Genomic DNA, 18,410 nt, shown 5'->3' with positions numbered 1-18,410 from the left:
AGTTTGATGATTTTCTTGCCGTTATATGGCGATAGTTTATATATTTTGCATGATAACGATTTACCTTTTAATTCAGACGATCATTATACAAGCGGTGTACAGATTGGTTGGATAAGTGAGGGCTATAGCGGTGAGTTAAACGATAGCTTTACTCAAAGCTACATACAATCTTTAAGCAGCATTGTAGAGCTTGTCGGTGTCTCTTTTTCTGAGCGTAAACGTGCAGGAAGTATTAGTGTACAAGGGATGATGATCACTCCAAATGATCTAGAAAGAACAGATGCCATATATGATGATGTACCTTATATGGGGACATTAAGCGGTGCTTTTTCACTTTTATCATGGGATAGTGATGATTTTGATGAATACCGTTTTACAATAGGCGTAGCAGGACCAAATTCAGGAGCCGAGCAATTACAAAAAACTGTTCACAAGATAACAGGTTCGATCGATCCAAAAGGGTGGGACAATCAAATCGGAACGAGAATTATTATGCAGCTGGAATACGTGCATGGGATCAAACAATATACAGGAAACTTTGGAGATTCAAAACGTTTTGAATGGTTCAATAGCTATTATGCCGATGTCGGGAGTTTTTATTGTGGAGCGGGAGTGGGCAGTTCAGTCCGATATGGAGAGAATATGCCCTTGAATTTTAAAAGTTCAAGCGGATTGTTAAGCAGTTCAAAAAGCGATATGGTTGAACTTGAGCATAAAAACAGTTCTTTGGGATGGGATGTTCATGGGGGAGTTCATTTGAATTTCGTAGGCTATCTTTATCTTTATGAAGAGAGTAAGCGACTCGGATACAGTTTTGACAGACCCAATATATTGCCGGTATTAAATGCAGGAGTAAGTGTTTATCTTAAAAATTTTACGGCATCGTTAGATTTTTTCCCGTCTAGATCGACTGTTGCCAATCCTACATCGACAAGTTTTGCCAGAATAAATTTATCCTGGCAGTTTTGAGTAAGAAAAAAGGGATGTTTTGACTAGAAATCATCCCCAAATTCTAACTCCATCTCTTTTTGATATGCTTCATCTTTCTCTTTTTGCAGTTGTGTCTCTGTTAAAACCGCTTCATGGAGAAATTCACCGAAGAATGTTTTAGATTCCGTATTGGCTAAAAACAGATATATCCCTATAGTAAGTCCTGCTAAAGTTACTATTGTCATCAATTGCTGCGTTGTATTGAAAGTTTGAATAGGCTCTTTTATACGCATTTCACAAACACCGCCGGGACAATATTTTGGATCTTCTTTTATAACGGCTTTGTAGATCATACAACCGACACATATAGAAAAAGCACTTTCCATAAATGTTAAGGCAAGACAAAGTACACAAATTAAAACTTTGTAAAAACTGATATCCCAGTTTAGAACAAACCAGTAGGCCATTGGAAAAGCCATAAACCAACCGAGTGTCCATGCAAAACGTTTTTGCATAGCACCTACATACTCAGGTTTTTGGTTTTGGACAACAACTCTTCCCAAGAGCAGAGAAGGGGAGTAGTTTGGATTGATAACCCTTGCTAAGAAATCAAACCACATAAATGCTAAATACACTTTTGCCACTATTATATGATTGAATCCGATTCCGACAAAGATAACGATCATCCCAAGCAGGAAAAGTATCCCTGCCGAGGCTCTTGCTTCTCTTTCGTTTACTACTCTTATATCGTATCCGGGGACTTTCTCCCCGTATTCCCATAAAAAACTTTTTAAATTCATAACATCTCCTTTTTAGATGAGATTTAAAATGTGAAATTGGCCTGAAGAGTTATACTTGATTGGCTGTGTTTTGAGCCTATTTCAAATGGACCGTTTGTATCTGCAGATGTGAAGTTTTCTTCAACTTCAGGTGCATAAACAAATGCGGCATCGAATGAAAATTTCTCATTGAAAGCATAAGTACCACCTACAGTGTAATGTTGTTCAATAGTTGCAGGGAATCCTAAAAGGTTGAACATATTTAATGCAGCCCCACCGTTTACCATCCAGTCTAGTTCATCAATAGGATTTTTTGCATAGTTATACCCTAAACGTACCTGCCAGTCTGTAGATGCATATTGATACCCAAGAACATAAACATTCTGATCTTCCCAACCAAAGTTTTCATACCCTTTAGCATCGCTCCAAAGGATACGTTTGTAATCAAATGCAACAGTATGGGCATTAAAGTTATAAGATATACCTGCGCCATATTCAGCAGGCTGTTCAAGTTGTTGCGGGATTCCCGTAACTCCAAATGAGTCAAAAGGAGCAGTTGCATTTGTCAGTTGATCGTTATAGTCCATCTCAATTGCCGATTTATATACCGCACCAAGAGTAAGACCTGATACACCTAAGTTAGCAAAATCGTAAGCTGCACCTACAGAGTAACCAAAAGCGATATCTTGAGCGAAACCTGCACCTACGTTTGAGCCGCTATTTTGATAGTTGATATCGAGTGCACCGTATTGCATAATTCCTGTCACACCCAGACTCAGACCGTTATATTTGTATGCTACGGGGATACCAAACTGCATTAACTGTAAGTTTGTTACCATCTGCATTGTAGTTCCTGTTGTATCGTTACGATAGTCAGTACCCATTCCGGCAGTCCCCCAAATACCTATTCCGATATAAAGGTTTTCATCAATTTTAGATGCTATAGATACTTCAGGAATTACATTTAGATCTGCATCGCTTTGTTGATATCCTGCTCCCGCATTATAAGAAACATCAGGCATAAAAACTGTTCCCCCAAAAGAGATTTCAGTTGATTTTATAGAAGTGATCATTGCCGGATTTGCCAGTCCAGACTCTGCTCCATGACTCATACCGATACCTATACCACCCATTCCTCGTGATTTTGCACCAAGACCGATGAGGTTGTCACCGTTTGTTGCGTATAGAGCAGTCGTTCCTAAAATTATTGTTGCCACTATTGATTGTTTTATTGCTTTATTCATCTATTCTCCTTATGAAATTAAAATTATTTTTTGAATAATAGTGTATAATTTAAAGAAAATGAATGGGTAATTCTCTATATTATTTGCCTATTTGTATCAATTTGAGGATTTTTTATGAAGGAAACACTGATTCAGGAGTTACTTGAAAAGTATCGATTTGAAAATAAACAGGGGTTTAAACGCACTTTTTTGGATGAGGTTAAATTATTTCAGATTAATCATCACGAACAGGGTAAACCGTTACTTTATAAAAGAGGAATCATTTTAATAGCAAGCGGGCAAAAGAGAGGCTATATAGATAACCAGCAAGTAACACTTGGAAGTGAACACTACGTTATCATTGCTGCGGTACAACCTTTTGAATGTGAAACCTTTGTATTTGACAGGGTAATTAAAGGGCTCTATATAGATCTTGATATGCAAAGACTACAAAGAATTACCGCTTTGCTTGATGAAATCCCAAAGAGTAAAACTAAGAAGATGCCTCAAAATGTAGTTACTGGTGATATGAATAGTGAGCTTGACTTAGCTTTTAACAGCTTGATGAAAAGCTTGCTTGATCCTCAAGATACAAGAGTATTGGGTGAGCATATTTTAGATGAAATTTACTACAGAATTATTCAAAGTGAGGCGGGACAACATTTAGTGGAGTTATGTAGTAAAAATACTCAGTTTTCCAGAATATCAAACATTGTAGATGATATACAAGATCGTCTTGAAGAAACCATTAGCATTGATGAATTAGCACGAAAAACAGGGATGAGTAAAGCCAATTTTCATAGAAAGTTCAAAGAGATTTTTAATGACTCTCCGATTCAATATATAAAAAAAGTCAAACTAAATAAAGCAAGACAGTACATTTTATTTGAAAAGATGAAAGTTGTCGATGCGGCATATAAAGTAGGGTATGAAAGTCCTGCTCAGTTTAGCCGTGAGTTTAAAAGTCAATTTGGATTTCCGCCATCTGAGCTGAAGAAAATTGTTTTATAAACACGGCTATATTAACTAGGAGATACAAAGAATATACTTTTTACGATTTCTCTCCGTTTATCATTGTAGAGACTAACCCTTTTTCATCACGAGTTTCTGCCACTATCACACCAGCAATATGTAAAGGAACAAAATAAAGGATTATGTTATAAACAAGTTCATGTATCTCTTTAATTGAACCTGCAAACTCTTTTGTAAGTTCCAACTCTTTATAAAAGTGAATTGCAAGACCGCTTATAGTCATAAAAAATAGTGTTACATAGACTATATAGTAAGATGTCTTAACAGCTTTTTTATGTGTAGTTAAAGAGTTAAAGCTCTCTTTTTCACTTTTGTCCATAAAATAGAGATAGATTCTATAGAGAACTAAAAATGCCAGAGCATATCCAAGTATGATATGCCACTCCCACATACCTGCACGTATCGCTTTTGCAAGTACTTTTGCCTGTTCTGCTGTTATCTCTACATTGATCTCTGCAAGTTTTGTCATTAAGATTTCAGAGTTTGTTCTCCAACTTAAAAAAGTTTTTCTTAACAAAACCGTACCTAATAAACCAAGAACTACGATAGCGTTTAACCAGTGCCAGATTCTAAATTGTAAAGTGTATTTCATAAGAACTCCTATTAATTTATTGTACCTAATTATTACCGATTTTTTTCAACATAATTAGTTGTTTTTATCAAATATATTATTTCTAAATATGATGATTAAAATAAAAATAGCTATAAAATTAAACAATTATGTGAACTTATTATATGCAATAGGTGTTATAATGGATATATTATTAGGTTTTAATGGATAGGTGAATATAATAAGGTATTAAAATATCTGTATTTATACTCTGATACACGTAAAAGATAAAGTGAAGAATAGATGGAACAGCTTACCTCATTATTGAATGTAGTGGATGAAAAATCTTTATATGAAGTTTTTGAAGCCTCTTTTGATTCTGTAGTAGTAACAGATGCTAATTGGGATAAGGGTATTCAAATTCTCTATGTAAATAAAACATTTTGTGAAGCAACAGGTTATACAAAAGAGGAAGTTCTTGGAAAAAATCCAAAAATGTTTCAAGGGCCGGAATCAAATTATGAAGTTTTACAAGAACTCAAAGAGAAGTTGAAAAAAGGGGAGAAGTTTGTAGGACAAACAGTCAACTACAAGAAAAACAGAGCCCCTTATTATGTAAAATGGTCCATAACTCCTTTAAAAAATAAAGAACAAGTAGTAGTAGGTTATGTCTCTTTTCAAAGAATTACAGATAAAAAGGGACTAGAACTAAAACACGAAAAACTTTTAAGCTCGATCGTAGATATCTCTAATAACCTGATTTTAGTAACTGATCTAGAAGGTTTTATAGTTTACATAAACAACTCTTTTAGTGAAAAGTTAGGATACAAAAAAGAGGAATTGATTGGAAGACACTCCAGAGTTTTAAAGTCTCATGAACAAGATAAAGATTTTTATGCAAAGATGTGGCATTCTATTTTGACTAAAGGTAGGTTTAGTGATGTATTTGTTAGTAGAAAAAAAGACGGTTCACTCTTTTATGATAAAAAAGATATCAGTACAATTGTTGATGATATGGGAAATCCTATCTATTACGTGAGTATCAGTCAAGATATTACTGAGCAGATGGAGAAAGAGAAACAGCTCCAAACTCAAGCTTTTAAAGACACACTGACAAAACTTTACAATAGAAGAAAGTATAATGATGTGATCGAAGAGAAACTTTCCGCTTATCATCACAACGGGGATATTTTCTCTTTAATCTTGATCGATATCGACCACTTTAAAAAGATTAACGATACACATGGACATGATGTTGGAGACGCTATCTTAAAAGATTTGGCGAAGTTTTTAAAAAGCAATATTCGAAGTGATGATCTTATATTTCGATGGGGTGGAGAAGAGTTTGTGATGATTGTTAATAAACCTAGTGGATCAGCTTTTTTACTTGCTGAAAAACTAAGGGCGGCAATCAGTGAAACACCACTTGCATATATGAAGATAACGGCTAGTTTCGGTGTCGCTGAGATCACTCACGATATGGATGCTCAAACCTTATTTAATTCGGCAGATAAAGCCTTGTATCTGGCAAAAGAGAGTGGTAGAAATCAGGTGAAAGTTCACAAAAAATAGATTACTTTTTTAATGAGCGATAGATAAACTTACTAAGATCTTGAAGCTCCTTATCGCTCAGGTTTGTATATGGAGGCATTTTATTGCCGCCGTTGCGTATAGCTGTTTTGAGCTTTTGTTCATCGTTTTTATATTTGTCTGCAATCTTTTTAAATGAGGGACCCATCAAATCTTTTTCAACTCTATGACACCCTAAACAGTTATTTTTGATGGCGATTTTTTCCCCTTGAGTCATCGCATTGTATTTTCTTAAAACACGTTGCTCTTTTTCAAGATTTTCCTGTGTGAAATGTTCAAACATATAAACGGCGATCGCTTCTAATTCATCTTCACTCACTAAACCTTTTTGTGAAGGCATAAGTCCGTAACTCTTTAGACTCTCTTTATCACAGAAAGCTTTTGAAATACTCGGATAGAGGGCATAATCTTTTACAAACTCAATAGCTTTTGGAACTCTTTGGCTTTCTACATTAATCTCTGTAAAGTTTCTTACATGAAAAACTACAGCCATCATCGGCGGTGCTTTCTCATCTTCAAAAGTTTTTGGCGGCAAGTCTATATTATGACAGCTGCTGCATTTCTCTTTTAAAAGTTTTTCACCGTCAAGATTTTTGCTTTGATGGTGTTCGTTGCAGGCGGTAAATGTAAGAAGAGTGCCTAAAAGTAAAAGTTTGAAGTACATCTATCTATCCTAAGTTGTTTTTAAATTATATCTTATGTTTATTATAAATACAATAAATAATATAATTCTATTATGAACTGGTTGTTTTTATCATAAAATAACCTATAGAAACACCTTGCAATATGGTGATTATACTCAATAGTTTCTTGTTATCAAGTATTATAATTTTTTGATATAATTTCGCCAATTGTGAGGAATATGATGAAAGATAAACTGCTTATCGTTATAAGTACCGACAATGTCGATACCATTATTAAATTTCCGTTACTCTATGGAAGTGTTTCTATGCCTAGAGAATACTGGAAGCATGTTCATGTTATGTTCTGGGGCGCATCTATTGTCCCTGCTAAAAATAATAGTTTTGTTCGCGAAAAAGTCTTAGAGATGCAAAAAGAGAATGTGGAGTTCAGTTCATGCATTTTGTGTACGGAAGAGTATGAAGGGATTGAGCTATTAGAAGAGATAGGGATCAAGGTTCGTCATACAGGTGAGTTTTTAACTGAAGCGTTGAAAAATAGCGAATGGGCAGTTTTAAATATCTAGTCTTTAAAGGATAGAAAGATTGCATAATGTGCAAAACAAACTCTTAGAATGGTATGAAAAAGAGGGCAGACACTCTTTACTCTGGAGAAATACCACAGATATATACCATATTTACCTCAGTGAGATAATGCTGCAACAGACTCAGGTAAACCGTGTTGAGCAGGAATACTATCCACGATTTTTAGAAAAATTTCCCACCCTTGAAAAACTGGCAGATTCACCGCTTGATGAGGTATTTGCTTGTTGGAGCGGGTTAGGATACTACTCTCGTGCAAGAAATCTGCACGCTACCGCTCAAACTGTCCAAAATTCTCTGCCGTCTGATCTCAAAGAGCTGCTTAAACTTCCCGGAATAGGAAAATACACCGCAAGTGCGATCTGTAGTTTCGGATATAAACAGAGTGTCCCTGTTGTGGATACAAATATCGCACGGGTGCTCAAACGATTTTTTGCACTTTTAGATGTAAAAGAGGCCGTGATCTGGGAAAAGGCAGAAGAACTCTTAAATCATCAAGCTCCACGTGAACATAACCTTGCACTCATGGACCTTGGTTCAATGGTCTGTCTGCCGAAAAATCCAAAGTGTGACGAGTGCCCGCTCTTTGATGAATGTGAAGGGAAAAATGAACCTGAACTCTATACCGAGACTAAGAAAAAAGAGTATGAATCATTAGAGCTGTTTTACGCTTTGTTGGTAAAAGATGGTAAGATCGCACTCAAACTTTCCCACGGTCCTATGTATAAAAATATGCTTGAACTCCCAAGTGTTGAACCGGTTGAAGAGAACTTGATCGGAGTATTTAAACACTCTTATACAAAATACCGTTTAAGTGTACATCTTTATACTACAGAAGATATACAAGATGAGGTTGAGTGGTTTGAGCTCGATAAAATAGAGAGTGCACCTATCTCGTCACTTACAAAAAAAGCATTAAGGTTTATAAAATGATTTCAGCAAAATATTTACAGTATGTACAAACATTTTTACTCTCAGGATTTATGAGTTTTATAATGTCGGGTGCTATTAGTTTTATCAATCTCGGATTGGTAGATAACTTCATCTCTATTTGGATAAATGCATGGCTTGTCGCTTATGCGATCGCTTTTCCTACAATTTTAGTGGTCTTTCCATTCGCTAGAAATTTAGCAATGAAAATAGCCTCAAAGTAAGCGCTTATCTTGAGCGTTTGCGAAAAAACATCATCGCAATTAACATAAAAACTATTCCAAGCCCAATCATAGGCAGTAACAGCGGAATCGTTTCCTCCCAAGAGATATCTTTCAAAAATACCCCTTTAATTAAAACCAGATAGTACTTAAGCGGAAAAAGTGCCGAAAATGATTGTAGCCATGAGGGCATATTCTCAACAGGTGTTGCAAATCCGGAGATCAAAAATGACGGTAGTAGTACTACAAATGAGCCGAGAATTGCTTGTTGTTGTGTATTTGAGATTGAAGATATAAGCAGTCCCACTCCCGACATAGAAAATAAAAACACAACTACACCGATATAAAGCATAGATAAAGAACCGACAAAAGGAACATCAAATATAAATACTGCAGCAAAGAGGATAAGTGTAGACTCCAAAGTACTTATAAAAAGAGCAGGGAGCAGTTTTCCAAGGAGAATCTCATGAGAGCGAAGCGGCGAGACTAACACCTGATCAAATGTTCCAAGTTCTCTTTCTCTCGCTATAGAAAGGGATGTTAGCAGCATTGCCACCACCATTGTAACAGAGCCGAAAAGGTTTGGAACAATCCACCAAAAGTTATTGAGATTCTGGTTGTATAAAAAGTGGCTTTGCAGTTTAATAGGAAGCTCTTTTTGTTGTAAACTCGTAGCGTAATTGTTGATGATGTTTGTAAGATACCCCTCTGCTATCTGCGCCGTATTTGAATGACGCCCGTCAAAAATGATTCCTATCTTTGCATCGGCAAAATGTAAATCTTTTCCAAATCCTTGGGGGATAATAATCGTAGCTAAAATCTTTTCTCGATCTATAAGCGTTTCAAACTCCTTTTTCGTCTCTACCCGTTTGAGTGTCTCTATATAAGAAGAGGCTTTTAGGTGTTGGATCAGCTGTAGACTTGCAGGTGTAGCGTCTTTATCCATTACAGCTAAATTAATATGTTTAACCTCTAAGGTTGCGGCAAAAGCAAATATGAAAACTTGAATAAGGGGCGGTACGATCACAACAACAAGACTTTTTTTATCATTCTTGATTGCTAAAAACTCTTTTTTTATTAGTGCAAGCAGTCGTCGAATCATTCCAACCCTTTTTTACTTTTTTTCATAACAATTATAAAGACAAATACCCCTACAAGCGTCATTGCAAAAATATCTTTGAGAAAAAGTGAGGGGATGTTCCCTACTAAAAAGATAGTCTGCAAAGACTCTACAAAGTAGCGTGCGGGAAAGATGTATGTAACTAGTTGCAGCCAGTAGGGCATATTTGCGATCTCAAATAAAAATCCTGAGAGTAAAAATGCGGGAAGAAAACCGATTATAAGTGAGACCTGTGCAGCTACAAACTGGTTTTTAGCGAGAGTTGAGATCAGCAGTCCGATGTTAAGAGAAGGGAAAAGGTAAAATGCCCCAAGTACAAAAAGGAGAAAGATATTCCCCTCAAACGGGACTTCATACCAATAGTAGGCTACTACAAAACAAAGCAACATGGAACCAAGTCCCAAAATGAAGTAAGGAAGGAGTTTACCAACGATAATCTCTGCCATAGAAACAGGTGTCGCCATCAACGCTTCCATAGTCCCGCGTTCCCACTCTCTTGCAATTACCAAAGCGGTAAGCAAAGTTCCGATAAGCGTCATAATAACTGCGATCGAGCCAGGAAGTAAAAAATAACGGCTAGAAGTTTCCGGATTAAACCAGTACCTTGGTTTGATCTCAATTGGGAGTTTTGCAACGATCCCCTCTTCAACAGACCAGTTTTGAATGATCCCAGAGGTGTATTTTTGGAGTAGTCCTGCAGTATTTGGATCGCTTGCATCTACAAGGAGTTGGAATTTGTACTCGTTGTTAAGCCCGAAATCTTCATCTATTATAAGCAGGCCTTTAAGATGATTTGTTTCAATCTCTTTAAGCAGTTTCTCTTCGTTATATGCAAAAGTGGTTTTAAAAAAAGGTGAGGCTGCAAACTTTTGAAGCAGGGTATGGGAGCTGAGTGTTGCACTTTTATTGATGATCCCAAAAGGGAGTTTTTTTGCATCGAGTGAAACAGCATACCCCATTAAAAACAAAAGGATCAAAGGGAGTATGAAAGCGATAAGTATCGCACTTGGATCGCGAATGATCTGAAAACTCTCTTTTACCAAAAGTGCGCTTAGTCTGCGGAGTTTCATACCACTTCCCTTGTCTCATACCTCTCGATCAGCTCTATAAAAGCCTCCTCCATTGTGGCATTTTCGGAGACTTGGTATTTGAGCTCATCGGGAGTTCCCACGGCGATAGCTTTGCCTTTATAGATAAGCATTATCCGATCGCAGTATTGCGCTTCATCCATAAAGTGGGTCGTGACCATAACGGAGATCCCTTTTTTTATGAGCCCGTTAATGTGTGTCCAAAACTCTTTACGTGTGATCGGATCGACACCACTTGTGGGTTCATCCAAAAATAATACAGAGGGTTCGTGCATCAAAGCACACGAGAGTGCCAGACGTTGTTTGAGTCCAAGGGGAAGCAGTTCCGTTTTTGTATTTAAGTGAGGTGTAAAATCAAAAGTCTCTACGATCGCATCTATCTTCTTTTTTCTCTCCGAGCGAGAAAGTCCGTAAACACCTGCAAAAAACTCTAAGTTGTCTTTGACGCTGAGTGTTTGGTAGAGAGAGAATTTTTGTGCCATATATCCTATCTGTTCCCTTGCATTTGTGTTTGTAAGGTAAAGATTTTCACCCATGACCGCAGCAGTGCCTTTTGTTGGTGTAAGCAAACCGCACAGCATCTTGAAAGTGGTTGATTTTCCCGCACCGTTTGGTCCTAAAAATCCAAAGATCTCCCCTGCACCGATAGAAAAGTCAATATCATCGGTGGCGGTAAAATCACCGAACTTTTTTGTTAGATTCTTTGCCTCGATCAGCTTCGCATCTGTTGATTGTTTTTGCTGCATCTGCCCGGCGAGTAAAGAGGTGGCGATCGTTTTTACACCCAGCATCTTTATAAATGCATCTTCAAAAGTCGGTTCTGTTATTTTTGCAGTTGCTTTTAGATCGGCTTGTTGGAGGTATGAATGCGGGAAAGGGGTGTCTGGCATAAGATTTACACGGATAGATTCCCCCACTAAAACAGCATCCATAACAGAAGGTGATTCTAAAAGTTTGGAGAGCAAAGAGCGTTTTTCAATACTTATATTTTCAACAAGATAGACCTCATTTTCGATCGGTTTTTTCATAAGCTCAGGTGTTCCGTGATAGAGCATAGAACCTTCACTGAGTAAAATGATCTCATCACACTGATCAGCTTCATCAAGATAAGATGTACTCCAAAGTACGGCGACTTCATCATCTAAAAGGGTTTGAACCAGTTTCCATAAAGCACGTCTTGAGATTGGATCGACCCCTACGCTCGGTTCATCTAAAAGAAGCAGTTTCGGTTTTTTGATGAGTGCACATGCAAGCCCGAGTTTTTGTTTCATTCCACCTGAGAGGTCACCTGCTTTTCTACTTCTAAAAGGCTTGAGTTCAGTAAACTCTAAAAGCTCTTCTATCCTCTCTTTTTGGGAAGGGATATCCTGCAGGTTTGCATAAAGACTGAGATTTTCATCAATGCTCAGCTCCTCATACAAACCAAAACGCTGAGGCATATAGCCGATATCTTCTAAGAAATCATCTTTTGCAGAGGGGAGAGAAGTGCCTAGAACCTCCAAAGAACCCTCGGAGAACTCTAAAAGTCCCGCTATTAGTCGTATGAGTGTTGATTTGCCTGCGCCGTCAGGTCCTACTACTCCGGTAATTTTTCCAGACTCTATGGAAAAACTGAGCTCTTTGAGTGCAGGAGTATCTTGAACTTGAAAAGTTTTAGAAAGATTTTGCGCAGTGACAAGTTTCATAGAGTCTCTTATAATCTTTTGATTGTTACAGGAAGGCCTTGTTTCAACTGAGCCGTAGGGTTTGTAATGATAACGCGAAATCTATAGACAAGATCGGGGCGTAACTGCGGTGTTTCGATATTTTTCGGGGTAAACTCGGCAATTGGTGAGATAAACCCAACATACCCCTCATAAGGTTCATCTCTTGCGTCACTGTATACCAGCATCTTTTGTCCCTGTTTGATCGCTCCAAGCTCTGCTTCACTAATGTAGGCACGTACCCAGTACTCATTTTGCAGCGCTATCTCTAAGATAGTTTGAGCTGCAACTATAACGGAGTTTGGTTCTACATATCGGCTAAGAACTGTACCGTCTGTTGGTGCGTAGATCGTTGACTCTTTGAGATTGTACTCTAGTGTCTTTTTTTGAAGTTTGAGTGCTGCTATCTTTTTCTCTTGGGCTAAAATATCCTCTTTTTGGTAGCCGTTTTGCAGCAGTTTGTATGAGCTTGCGGCTTTGTTATATGCAGCTTGTGCTTTTTCATAGGCTGTTTTTGTTTGAATATATGTCTGTTCAGCTGTTGTTTTTGTCTTATAGAGTTGTTTTTGACGTGTGTATGTGTCTTTTGCCCCGTCAAGAAGCGCTTTGGCTTCTTGCATAGCTGCTTTTGCCTGCGCGATGTCCTCTTTTCTATAGCCTGATTGGAGTTTATTTAGTATGCTTGTTTCACTCTCGATCTGGGCTTGGAGTTGTTCGATCGCATAGAGCAGGGGTGTCGTGTCAAGCGTTGCTAAAACATCCCCTTTAGAGAATTGTTCCCCTTCATCTTTTGGAACTGTTTTGATCGTACCTAAAAAGCGAAATGAGAGCTTCTGTGTACGGTTTTCGATGTTTCCGTAAAAAGTGGATTGTTGCTCCGAAGAGTCTGAATTGTTTTGATAAACATACAATCCAAATGCACTCAAAACAATTACCAGAAGTAGAACAATTTTCTTCATTGTAAGCCTTAAAATTTGTCTGTTTTTTATTATAGCACTTTAAAGAAACGGACAAAGAGGTTTGAAAAAAGTTCTATTATGATAAGAGCTTTGCACCGTATGAATTATAACCTTCATCCTCTACATCTACAATGTATTTTGAAGCGTTTAAAGGGAGCCCCAACTTGTTTAGAACTTCATCTGTAAAATACTCAAGTGTATTTGCTCTTGGAAGCTCCTCATCTTCAAGACATAACTCGACAGCATCTAGAACTGCTTCACATGCCTCTTCTTCTGTGTCGTCTGAAGCTATACATCCTGAAATGTCTGGAACAACAGCCGTAAATTCATCTTCGTCTTGAAAAACAAATGCAACATATTTCAAAATATTTCCTTTTTTATTTCGCATTATGCACATAAAATGCTTTGATCACAATAAGGTTGTGTATAATTCTTACAAGATAGAAAATAGAGAGAAAAATAATGACGTATTATATAGTTAAATTACTTATCACGACGGTGCTGATCGTACTTATATCTGAAATAGGAAAAAGATACTCTTTAGCGGGTGCATTACTAGCTGCCATACCTTTGGTCTCGATCCTCGCTATGATTTGGATGTATGTCGATACGGGAAGTTCAAGCAGTGCAGTAGAGTTTTCCCAAAGAATAGTATGGCTCATAGCACCATCTATGACCCTATTTATAGCATTTCCAATCCTTATAAAAAAAGGTGTTGGATTTCCTCTGAGTATGTTGATTGCAACTACACTAACGATAGCAGCGTATTACAGTGTGATTTATGTAGTTGGGAAGTTTGGGATTGAATTATAACTTTATCAGATTTGTTCTCTGAAGTATCTTCAATACTACTATAATCCCCATTATAAAAAGGTAACCAAATTGTTCAAGACTAAGTGCCTTTTGCGCCATAATAAAGTGTATAGTCACTAGTATGATGGCTATATATATCACTTTATGATATTTGTAAAACTTGGAAAATAGTTTTTTAAGTGATGTAATGGCCATAAAAAGTAATATGAAAAATGCACTCATACCCAGATATATAAAAGGCTTATCTAAAGTCTCTTGAATGGCAAACTCTAAATCAAGCTCCATATCCAATATTATAAAATTCAGCATATGCAGTAAAGCGTAAAAAAAACTAAAAAGTCCGACAGTTCGGCGATATTTGATAAAGTTGACAATCTTTTTAACTAAAGAGATAGTAGTTGTGGCATATAAAAGGGTGATAGCTGTTGCCCCTGTTACAGTATAGATATATTTAATCGGATCATCTACTTCTACTATGAAGAGCATATATAATAAAAAGAGCAGAGGGGATAAGAGCAGGGTTATTAAAACAGAGTGTTTATTCAAAACTCTTTCCTAAGGTCCATATCTTTATACAGATCAGCCACCTCTTTTTCATAGCCGTTAAACATAAGTGTATCTTGTTTGAAAAATTTACCTAAAAGGCGTTCACGTTTTTGTGACCAGCGAGGGTGGTCTACATCTGGATTGACATTGGCATAGAAGCCGTATTCATAAGGTGCAGCTTTGCGCCATGTATTTAAGGGCATAGTATCTGTAAAAGTGATCTTTACGATTGATTTTATACTTTTAAAACCGTATTTCCATGGTGTTATAAGTCTAATGGGTGCACCATTTTGGGGTGGTAGTGTATGCCCATAAAGCCCTACAGCTATAATAGCCAAAGGATTCATCGCCTCATCCATCCTCAGACCTTCAACATATGGGTAGTCAATCGATCCTAAGCCATATCTTTGACTAGGGAACTGTTTAGGATCATAAAGGGTTTCAAAGCGTATATATTTTGCATTTGAGAGGGGTTTTGCATATTTTATCAGTTCTGAGAGTTCAAAACCGATCCATGGGACTACCATAGACCAGCCTTCAACACATCTAAATCTATAGATTCGCTCCTCAAGAGCAAACTTTTTTAGCAGTTTCTCCATATCTAGAATAAATGGTTTTTCGACAAGTCCGTCAACAGATATCTGCCATGGTTCAGATCTAAAATTTTTGGCTTTTTCTTTAACTGCTTTTTTACTTGTGGTGAATTCATAGAAGTTATTGTAGGAGGTGATTTGCTCATAAGAGTTTGGAGTGAGATTGTTTTGGTTTAAATCTTTTGTGTAGTGCAGGTTTGGCAAGGGTGTAAACTCTTTGGCAGCAAGTTCCATCACCGCAGAAGTACTTACAGCAAGGGCAGCGCCTAGTTTTAAGAACTTTCTTCTGTCGTTAAAGAACTTTTCATCAGTAACAAAACTCTCTTTTAATTCCCAGCTTTTTCTTTTTATATAGTTCATGAAGTATCCTTTTTTGCACTATACACCTCATATGTTATGCTTTTTCTTTATAAGGTTTATTTATAAAGTGATGTTAAGAGCTAAAGCTTAGAAAAAATCAAGTTCTGTGTTTGTAATTGTAAATGCGTTGAGGTTGAAGGATATTAAAGTTTAGTAACTTTATACCCCTCTTTTTTTAAAGCTTGCAGTAATCCATCAGGACCTACTAAATGACCTGCACCAACTAAGATAAACTCTGTCTTTTCTGTTGTGAGGTAATGTTTGATCTGTGGAAGCCAAGCGATATTTCTTTTGACGATTAGGTCGTTGTAAAGTTGCCTAGACTGTTTTTTAAGATCTAAAATGAAAAAATCTGAGAGCTCTTTCTCTTTTCCATTTTTCCAAAACTGAACAATTTTTGTAAACATAGTATCGAGCTCTTTTATATCGCTTAGTGTCTGGAGTACAAAATCATCTTCGTCATCCCCGCCAATATTTGCGATCATACCTACTTGCTCTTCAAGTGTTTCAAAATATTCACTCTTTTTTTTATCTGCTACAGCTTTTTGATAATAGTAGCGGTCTACACCATCTTGGGTAGCTCCTAATTCCATATATCGCATTTGCATCAATGCCAAGGCGACCATAGAGGCTTTCATCTGTTGCATATTTTGAAGACTTATATTATTGTCTTGGCAATACTCTTCTAATCTTTTATAAGTTGTTTCTTGAAGATGTTGTTTGAGTGTCGAGCCATCGTTGTAAAGCATTGATTGCATCATAAACTCTTGAAAACTTGGATCTTCCAGTCTGTCTATTTGAGTTTCAAATACAAGAACTTCTGAGCGTTTATAAGCGCTTTCAAACTCTTTAGGGAGAGGAAAATCAGCAGGACGCAATAGATGTATAGTACCACCGAGGTATAGAGTAGAATCACCTTTTTGTACTTTCCAAACAAAAGAATCTGCAAATAAGGAAATAGTTATAAGGAATAAAATAGATATAACTCTCATTAGAAGCCTTTAAAAAATAAAAAATTGTATTTTTCTGTTGTATATTGTAATAATAGCGTGAAGATATGTTTTTATCAAGAAGTTGTTTAAAAAGGAGGTTTTGAAACATTGGTGGAGCTGTGCGGAATTAAATAATATCTATAACAGGTGTATAAGTATGTATTTATATTTATATACACACAATGTTACACACAAATAATAAAGTTTAATTGTCTAATAAAGGAAAATTAAATTTTTAAAGATTTTGGTAACCATTTTTTTCCTACTTGAATATACTCATCATTCCCAATTTTTTTTCTATAATTGAACATGCTATGTAAACTGTTCCAAGGAGTTTTTCCTGAATTATTTGTTTTCTTATCTAAACCAAGTTTAACAGCTATATCCCAAATTTCTTTCACACCGAGGGGCCTTTTTTCTTTTTTAAAGACATCAGCAATTAGATCCCAATTAGTATAACTACCTTTCATTGAATTCCTTTGATTATTAATTTTGTTCAATTATAGCATGTTAAACTTTTATAGTTTAAAGTTCTTTCTTAATTAGTACGTGTAAGTATTCAAAAGTACTATTAGCTTTATGATTTCTATTTTCCGTTTTATCAGCTTTAAATCGTTGATATTCTTTTTTAATCAATTTATACTCACCATAATTTTCCATTATCTCACGAGTCGTGTCTTCACTCATTAAACCCTCATTATTGTAACTAAGAAAAATATATTTAAAATTTGCATTTTTTATAAGTTCATTGAAACTTTCTGCTACATCTTTTTTACTACAATATTGAGAACGGAAGTATTCTCTCATTCCAGTTTTACCTTTTGGTGTAAAATTATCATACTTTGTTATTGTATTTAACAAGTGATAGTTTGCGCCGTATTGTCTTTGATTGTATGGAGGATCTAAATATAATATATCCCCTGAAATTTTTTGAATTAAAGTATTACTATCTTCTTTATGAACAACATGCTTATTTGAAGAAAGATCAAAGTTTGCACTTTCAAGTGCCAATTCTTTTAAGGCAGACTTTTTTAACTTTTTTAAAAAAGCTCCATATACCGATGCAGTATTTGCGACCTTATCAGCACTTTCAAGTAAAGAAGCTAATAAAAAATAATACATATTTTCATTTATTTTTTTATCAGTCTTCCACTTTTCTATTTGAAGTCGTATAGTATCTATTTTTTTACCATTATAATCACTAAAATACTGTCGTTCACTACCACTTCCCATACAATAGTTATTATATATAAACCCATCTTCAATAAGAGGCAAGTTATTTAACTGAATAATATATTCTTCTGCTTGCTCAAGAGTAGATGAATTTTGTATATAATTCCTATTTAATATATAACTATAATCTTCAATATCATTACTAATTACTTGTTTAACATCGTTTTTGAAAGTTCTTCCTACTATGCCTGTGCCAGCAAATAAATCACAAAAAACTTTTTGACTAAGATCGTCCCCAACAACATTTTTTACTTCTTCTTCTATCCAAGAAGATAATTTTAATTTAGATCCTATATAGTTCACTCTATGTTTTCCTTAGTATCTTTGATTATTGATAGAGGACTAACTTCAAAAAAATCAGACAGTTTTCTAACATTACTTTTTATTGGATCAAAATCATCGCTTAAAATATTAGATAATTGATTTTTAGACATTCCCAATAATTCAGCTAATTCAGATTGTGTTTTAATCTGTTTTTTTGCCATCAGTTCTTTAATTTTAAATTTATCAATATTCAAATTATAC

Annotated in this window: 22 protein-coding genes; 7 read left to right on the top strand and 15 right to left on the bottom strand. The window is 35.9% G+C overall.

What is annotated here, in order from left to right:
* Window positions 1–15 precede the first annotated feature (15 nt).
* Window positions 16–969 (top strand): lipid A deacylase LpxR family protein, encoded by a 954-nt coding sequence (locus FJR03_RS08890; protein ID WP_193113156.1) that lies wholly within the window; start codon window positions 16–18, stop codon window positions 967–969.
* Between the two features lie 23 nt (window positions 970–992).
* Here the strand turns inward: FJR03_RS08890 and FJR03_RS08885 are convergent, their stop codons facing one another.
* Both FJR03_RS08885 and FJR03_RS08880 read right to left on the bottom strand, forming a co-directional pair.
* The gene (locus FJR03_RS08885) at window positions 993–1,730 is read right to left on the bottom strand and encodes a DUF4395 domain-containing protein (protein ID WP_193113155.1); all 738 of its coding nucleotides are present in this window, start codon (window positions 1,728–1,730) and stop codon (window positions 993–995) included.
* A gap of 23 nt (window positions 1,731–1,753) precedes the next feature.
* On the bottom strand, window positions 1,754–2,953 hold the full coding sequence (locus FJR03_RS08880) for an OmpP1/FadL family transporter (protein ID WP_193113154.1): 1,200 nt from the start codon (window positions 2,951–2,953) through the stop codon (window positions 1,754–1,756).
* Window positions 2,954–3,067: 114 nt separating this feature from the next.
* Here FJR03_RS08880 and FJR03_RS08875 point away from each other — a divergent pair, with 114 nt between their 5' ends.
* Window positions 3,068–3,943, top strand: a complete 876-nt coding sequence (locus tag FJR03_RS08875; protein ID WP_193113153.1) for an AraC family transcriptional regulator — start codon at window positions 3,068–3,070, stop codon at window positions 3,941–3,943.
* A gap of 40 nt (window positions 3,944–3,983) precedes the next feature.
* Here the strand turns inward: FJR03_RS08875 and FJR03_RS08870 are convergent, their stop codons facing one another.
* Entirely contained in the window at window positions 3,984–4,556 is a 573-nt protein-coding gene (locus tag FJR03_RS08870; RefSeq protein ID WP_193113152.1) for a cytochrome b/b6 domain-containing protein, read from the bottom strand.
* Between the two features lie 261 nt (window positions 4,557–4,817).
* On the opposite strand from FJR03_RS08870, the gene FJR03_RS08865 reads away from it, so the two are divergent.
* Complete coding sequence (locus FJR03_RS08865; RefSeq protein ID WP_193113151.1) at window positions 4,818–6,086, top strand: sensor domain-containing diguanylate cyclase; 1,269 nt, start codon at window positions 4,818–4,820, stop codon at window positions 6,084–6,086.
* Between the two features lies 1 nt (window position 6,087).
* Here FJR03_RS08865 and FJR03_RS08860 read toward each other — a convergent pair whose 3' ends face one another.
* Entirely contained in the window at window positions 6,088–6,768 is a 681-nt protein-coding gene (locus tag FJR03_RS08860; protein WP_193113150.1) for a c-type cytochrome, read from the bottom strand.
* Window positions 6,769–6,969: 201 nt separating this feature from the next.
* Between FJR03_RS08860 and FJR03_RS08855 the strand changes: the two genes are divergently transcribed.
* The 3 genes from FJR03_RS08855 to FJR03_RS08845 are packed head-to-tail and all read left to right on the top strand — an operon-like array spanning window position 6,970 to window position 8,481.
* Window positions 6,970–7,311, top strand: a complete 342-nt coding sequence (locus tag FJR03_RS08855; RefSeq protein ID WP_193113149.1) for a DsrE family protein — start codon at window positions 6,970–6,972, stop codon at window positions 7,309–7,311.
* Window positions 7,312–7,339: 28 nt separating this feature from the next.
* On the top strand, window positions 7,340–8,260 hold the full coding sequence (locus FJR03_RS08850) for an A/G-specific adenine glycosylase (RefSeq protein ID WP_226962200.1): 921 nt from the start codon (window positions 7,340–7,342) through the stop codon (window positions 8,258–8,260).
* Window positions 8,257–8,481, top strand: a complete 225-nt coding sequence (locus FJR03_RS08845; RefSeq protein WP_193113147.1) for a DUF2798 domain-containing protein — start codon at window positions 8,257–8,259, stop codon at window positions 8,479–8,481. The genes FJR03_RS08850 and FJR03_RS08845 overlap by 4 nt, the downstream gene beginning before the upstream one ends.
* Window positions 8,482–8,485: 4 nt before the next feature.
* On the opposite strand, the gene FJR03_RS08840 is transcribed toward FJR03_RS08845, so the two are convergent.
* The 5 genes from FJR03_RS08840 to FJR03_RS08820 all read right to left on the bottom strand — a co-directional run bounded on the left by FJR03_RS08840 (window position 8,486) and on the right by FJR03_RS08820 (window position 13,712).
* Window positions 8,486–9,580: an ABC transporter permease gene (locus FJR03_RS08840; RefSeq protein ID WP_193113146.1), complete on the bottom strand. Its 1,095-nt coding sequence runs from the start codon at window positions 9,578–9,580 to the stop codon at window positions 8,486–8,488.
* Window positions 9,577–10,668 carry an ABC transporter permease gene (locus tag FJR03_RS08835; RefSeq protein ID WP_193113145.1) on the bottom strand — a complete coding sequence of 364 codons (1,092 nt, stop codon included), beginning with the start codon at window positions 10,666–10,668 and terminating at the stop codon, window positions 9,577–9,579. Before FJR03_RS08835 ends, FJR03_RS08840 begins: the two co-directional genes overlap by 4 nt.
* On the bottom strand, window positions 10,665–12,371 hold the full coding sequence (locus FJR03_RS08830) for an ATP-binding cassette domain-containing protein (RefSeq protein ID WP_193113144.1): 1,707 nt from the start codon (window positions 12,369–12,371) through the stop codon (window positions 10,665–10,667). Before FJR03_RS08830 ends, FJR03_RS08835 begins: the two co-directional genes overlap by 4 nt.
* 8 nt (window positions 12,372–12,379) lie before the next feature.
* The gene (locus FJR03_RS08825) at window positions 12,380–13,348 is read right to left on the bottom strand and encodes an HlyD family secretion protein (protein WP_193113143.1); all 969 of its coding nucleotides are present in this window, start codon (window positions 13,346–13,348) and stop codon (window positions 12,380–12,382) included.
* 76 nt (window positions 13,349–13,424) lie between these two features.
* The gene (locus FJR03_RS08820; protein WP_193113142.1) at window positions 13,425–13,712 is read right to left on the bottom strand and encodes a type II toxin-antitoxin system HicB family antitoxin; all 288 of its coding nucleotides are present in this window, start codon (window positions 13,710–13,712) and stop codon (window positions 13,425–13,427) included.
* Window positions 13,713–13,810: 98 nt separating this feature from the next.
* Here FJR03_RS08820 and FJR03_RS08815 point away from each other — a divergent pair, with 98 nt between their 5' ends.
* Entirely contained in the window at window positions 13,811–14,161 is a 351-nt protein-coding gene (locus FJR03_RS08815; RefSeq protein ID WP_193113141.1) for a DUF3147 family protein, read from the top strand.
* Here FJR03_RS08815 and FJR03_RS08810 read toward each other — a convergent pair.
* The 6 genes from FJR03_RS08810 to FJR03_RS08785 all read right to left on the bottom strand — a co-directional run bounded on the left by FJR03_RS08810 (window position 14,156) and on the right by FJR03_RS08785 (window position 18,403).
* Complete coding sequence (locus FJR03_RS08810; protein ID WP_226962111.1) at window positions 14,156–14,707, bottom strand: protein-methionine-sulfoxide reductase heme-binding subunit MsrQ; 552 nt, start codon at window positions 14,705–14,707, stop codon at window positions 14,156–14,158. The two genes, FJR03_RS08815 and FJR03_RS08810, sit on opposite strands and share 6 nt — an antisense overlap.
* Window positions 14,704–15,660 carry a protein-methionine-sulfoxide reductase catalytic subunit MsrP gene (gene msrP / locus FJR03_RS08805; protein ID WP_193113140.1) on the bottom strand — a complete coding sequence of 319 codons (957 nt, stop codon included), beginning with the start codon at window positions 15,658–15,660 and terminating at the stop codon, window positions 14,704–14,706. Before msrP ends, FJR03_RS08810 begins: the two co-directional genes overlap by 4 nt.
* 143 nt (window positions 15,661–15,803) lie before the next feature.
* On the bottom strand, window positions 15,804–16,652 hold the full coding sequence (locus FJR03_RS08800; protein WP_193113139.1) for a TraB/GumN family protein: 849 nt from the start codon (window positions 16,650–16,652) through the stop codon (window positions 15,804–15,806).
* Between the two features lie 227 nt (window positions 16,653–16,879).
* Complete coding sequence (locus tag FJR03_RS08795; protein ID WP_193113138.1) at window positions 16,880–17,122, bottom strand: winged helix-turn-helix domain-containing protein; 243 nt, start codon at window positions 17,120–17,122, stop codon at window positions 16,880–16,882.
* A gap of 55 nt (window positions 17,123–17,177) precedes the next feature.
* The gene (locus FJR03_RS08790) at window positions 17,178–18,188 is read right to left on the bottom strand and encodes a DNA adenine methylase (RefSeq protein ID WP_193113137.1); all 1,011 of its coding nucleotides are present in this window, start codon (window positions 18,186–18,188) and stop codon (window positions 17,178–17,180) included.
* Window positions 18,185–18,403, bottom strand: coding sequence for a helix-turn-helix domain-containing protein (locus FJR03_RS08785; protein ID WP_226962110.1), 219 nt, complete (start codon window positions 18,401–18,403; stop codon window positions 18,185–18,187). Before FJR03_RS08785 ends, FJR03_RS08790 begins: the two co-directional genes overlap by 4 nt.
* Window positions 18,404–18,410: the final 7 nt, after the last annotated feature.

Origin of the sequence: Sulfurimonas marina, from assembly GCF_014905095.1 — a bacterium.
In the GTDB taxonomy this organism is placed as follows: Bacteria; Campylobacterota; Campylobacteria; order Campylobacterales; family Sulfurimonadaceae; genus Sulfurimonas; species Sulfurimonas marina.
Note: the sequence above shows the minus strand (reverse complement) of the source record. Positions and strands in the feature narration are given on the sequence as shown.

Bases quoted from the DNA above. Each gene is read 5' to 3' on its own strand.
- FJR03_RS08870 (WP_193113152.1), bottom strand. From the start codon at position 4,556: ATGAAATACACTTTACAATTTAGAATCTGGCACTGGTTAAACGCTATC.
- FJR03_RS08845 (WP_193113147.1), top strand. From the start codon at position 8,257: ATGATTTCAGCAAAATATTTACAGTATGTACAAACATTTTTACTCTCA.
- FJR03_RS08795 (WP_193113138.1), bottom strand. From the start codon at position 17,122: ATGAAAGGTAGTTATACTAATTGGGATCTAATTGCTGATGTCTTTAAA.
- FJR03_RS08815 (WP_193113141.1), top strand. From the start codon at position 13,811: ATGACGTATTATATAGTTAAATTACTTATCACGACGGTGCTGATCGTA.
- FJR03_RS08875 (WP_193113153.1), top strand. From the start codon at position 3,068: ATGAAGGAAACACTGATTCAGGAGTTACTTGAAAAGTATCGATTTGAA.
- FJR03_RS08835 (WP_193113145.1), bottom strand. From the start codon at position 10,668: ATGAAACTCCGCAGACTAAGCGCACTTTTGGTAAAAGAGAGTTTTCAG.
- FJR03_RS08860 (WP_193113150.1), bottom strand. From the start codon at position 6,768: ATGTACTTCAAACTTTTACTTTTAGGCACTCTTCTTACATTTACCGCC.
- FJR03_RS08855 (WP_193113149.1), top strand. From the start codon at position 6,970: ATGAAAGATAAACTGCTTATCGTTATAAGTACCGACAATGTCGATACC.
- FJR03_RS08830 (WP_193113144.1), bottom strand. From the start codon at position 12,371: ATGAAACTTGTCACTGCGCAAAATCTTTCTAAAACTTTTCAAGTTCAA.
- FJR03_RS08885 (WP_193113155.1), bottom strand. From the start codon at position 1,730: ATGAATTTAAAAAGTTTTTTATGGGAATACGGGGAGAAAGTCCCCGGA.
- FJR03_RS08825 (WP_193113143.1), bottom strand. From the start codon at position 13,348: ATGAAGAAAATTGTTCTACTTCTGGTAATTGTTTTGAGTGCATTTGGA.
- FJR03_RS08880 (WP_193113154.1), bottom strand. From the start codon at position 2,953: ATGAATAAAGCAATAAAACAATCAATAGTGGCAACAATAATTTTAGGA.
- FJR03_RS08840 (WP_193113146.1), bottom strand. From the start codon at position 9,580: ATGATTCGACGACTGCTTGCACTAATAAAAAAAGAGTTTTTAGCAATC.
- msrP (WP_193113140.1), bottom strand. From the start codon at position 15,660: ATGAACTATATAAAAAGAAAAAGCTGGGAATTAAAAGAGAGTTTTGTT.
- FJR03_RS08865 (WP_193113151.1), top strand. From the start codon at position 4,818: ATGGAACAGCTTACCTCATTATTGAATGTAGTGGATGAAAAATCTTTA.
- FJR03_RS08800 (WP_193113139.1), bottom strand. From the start codon at position 16,652: ATGAGAGTTATATCTATTTTATTCCTTATAACTATTTCCTTATTTGCA.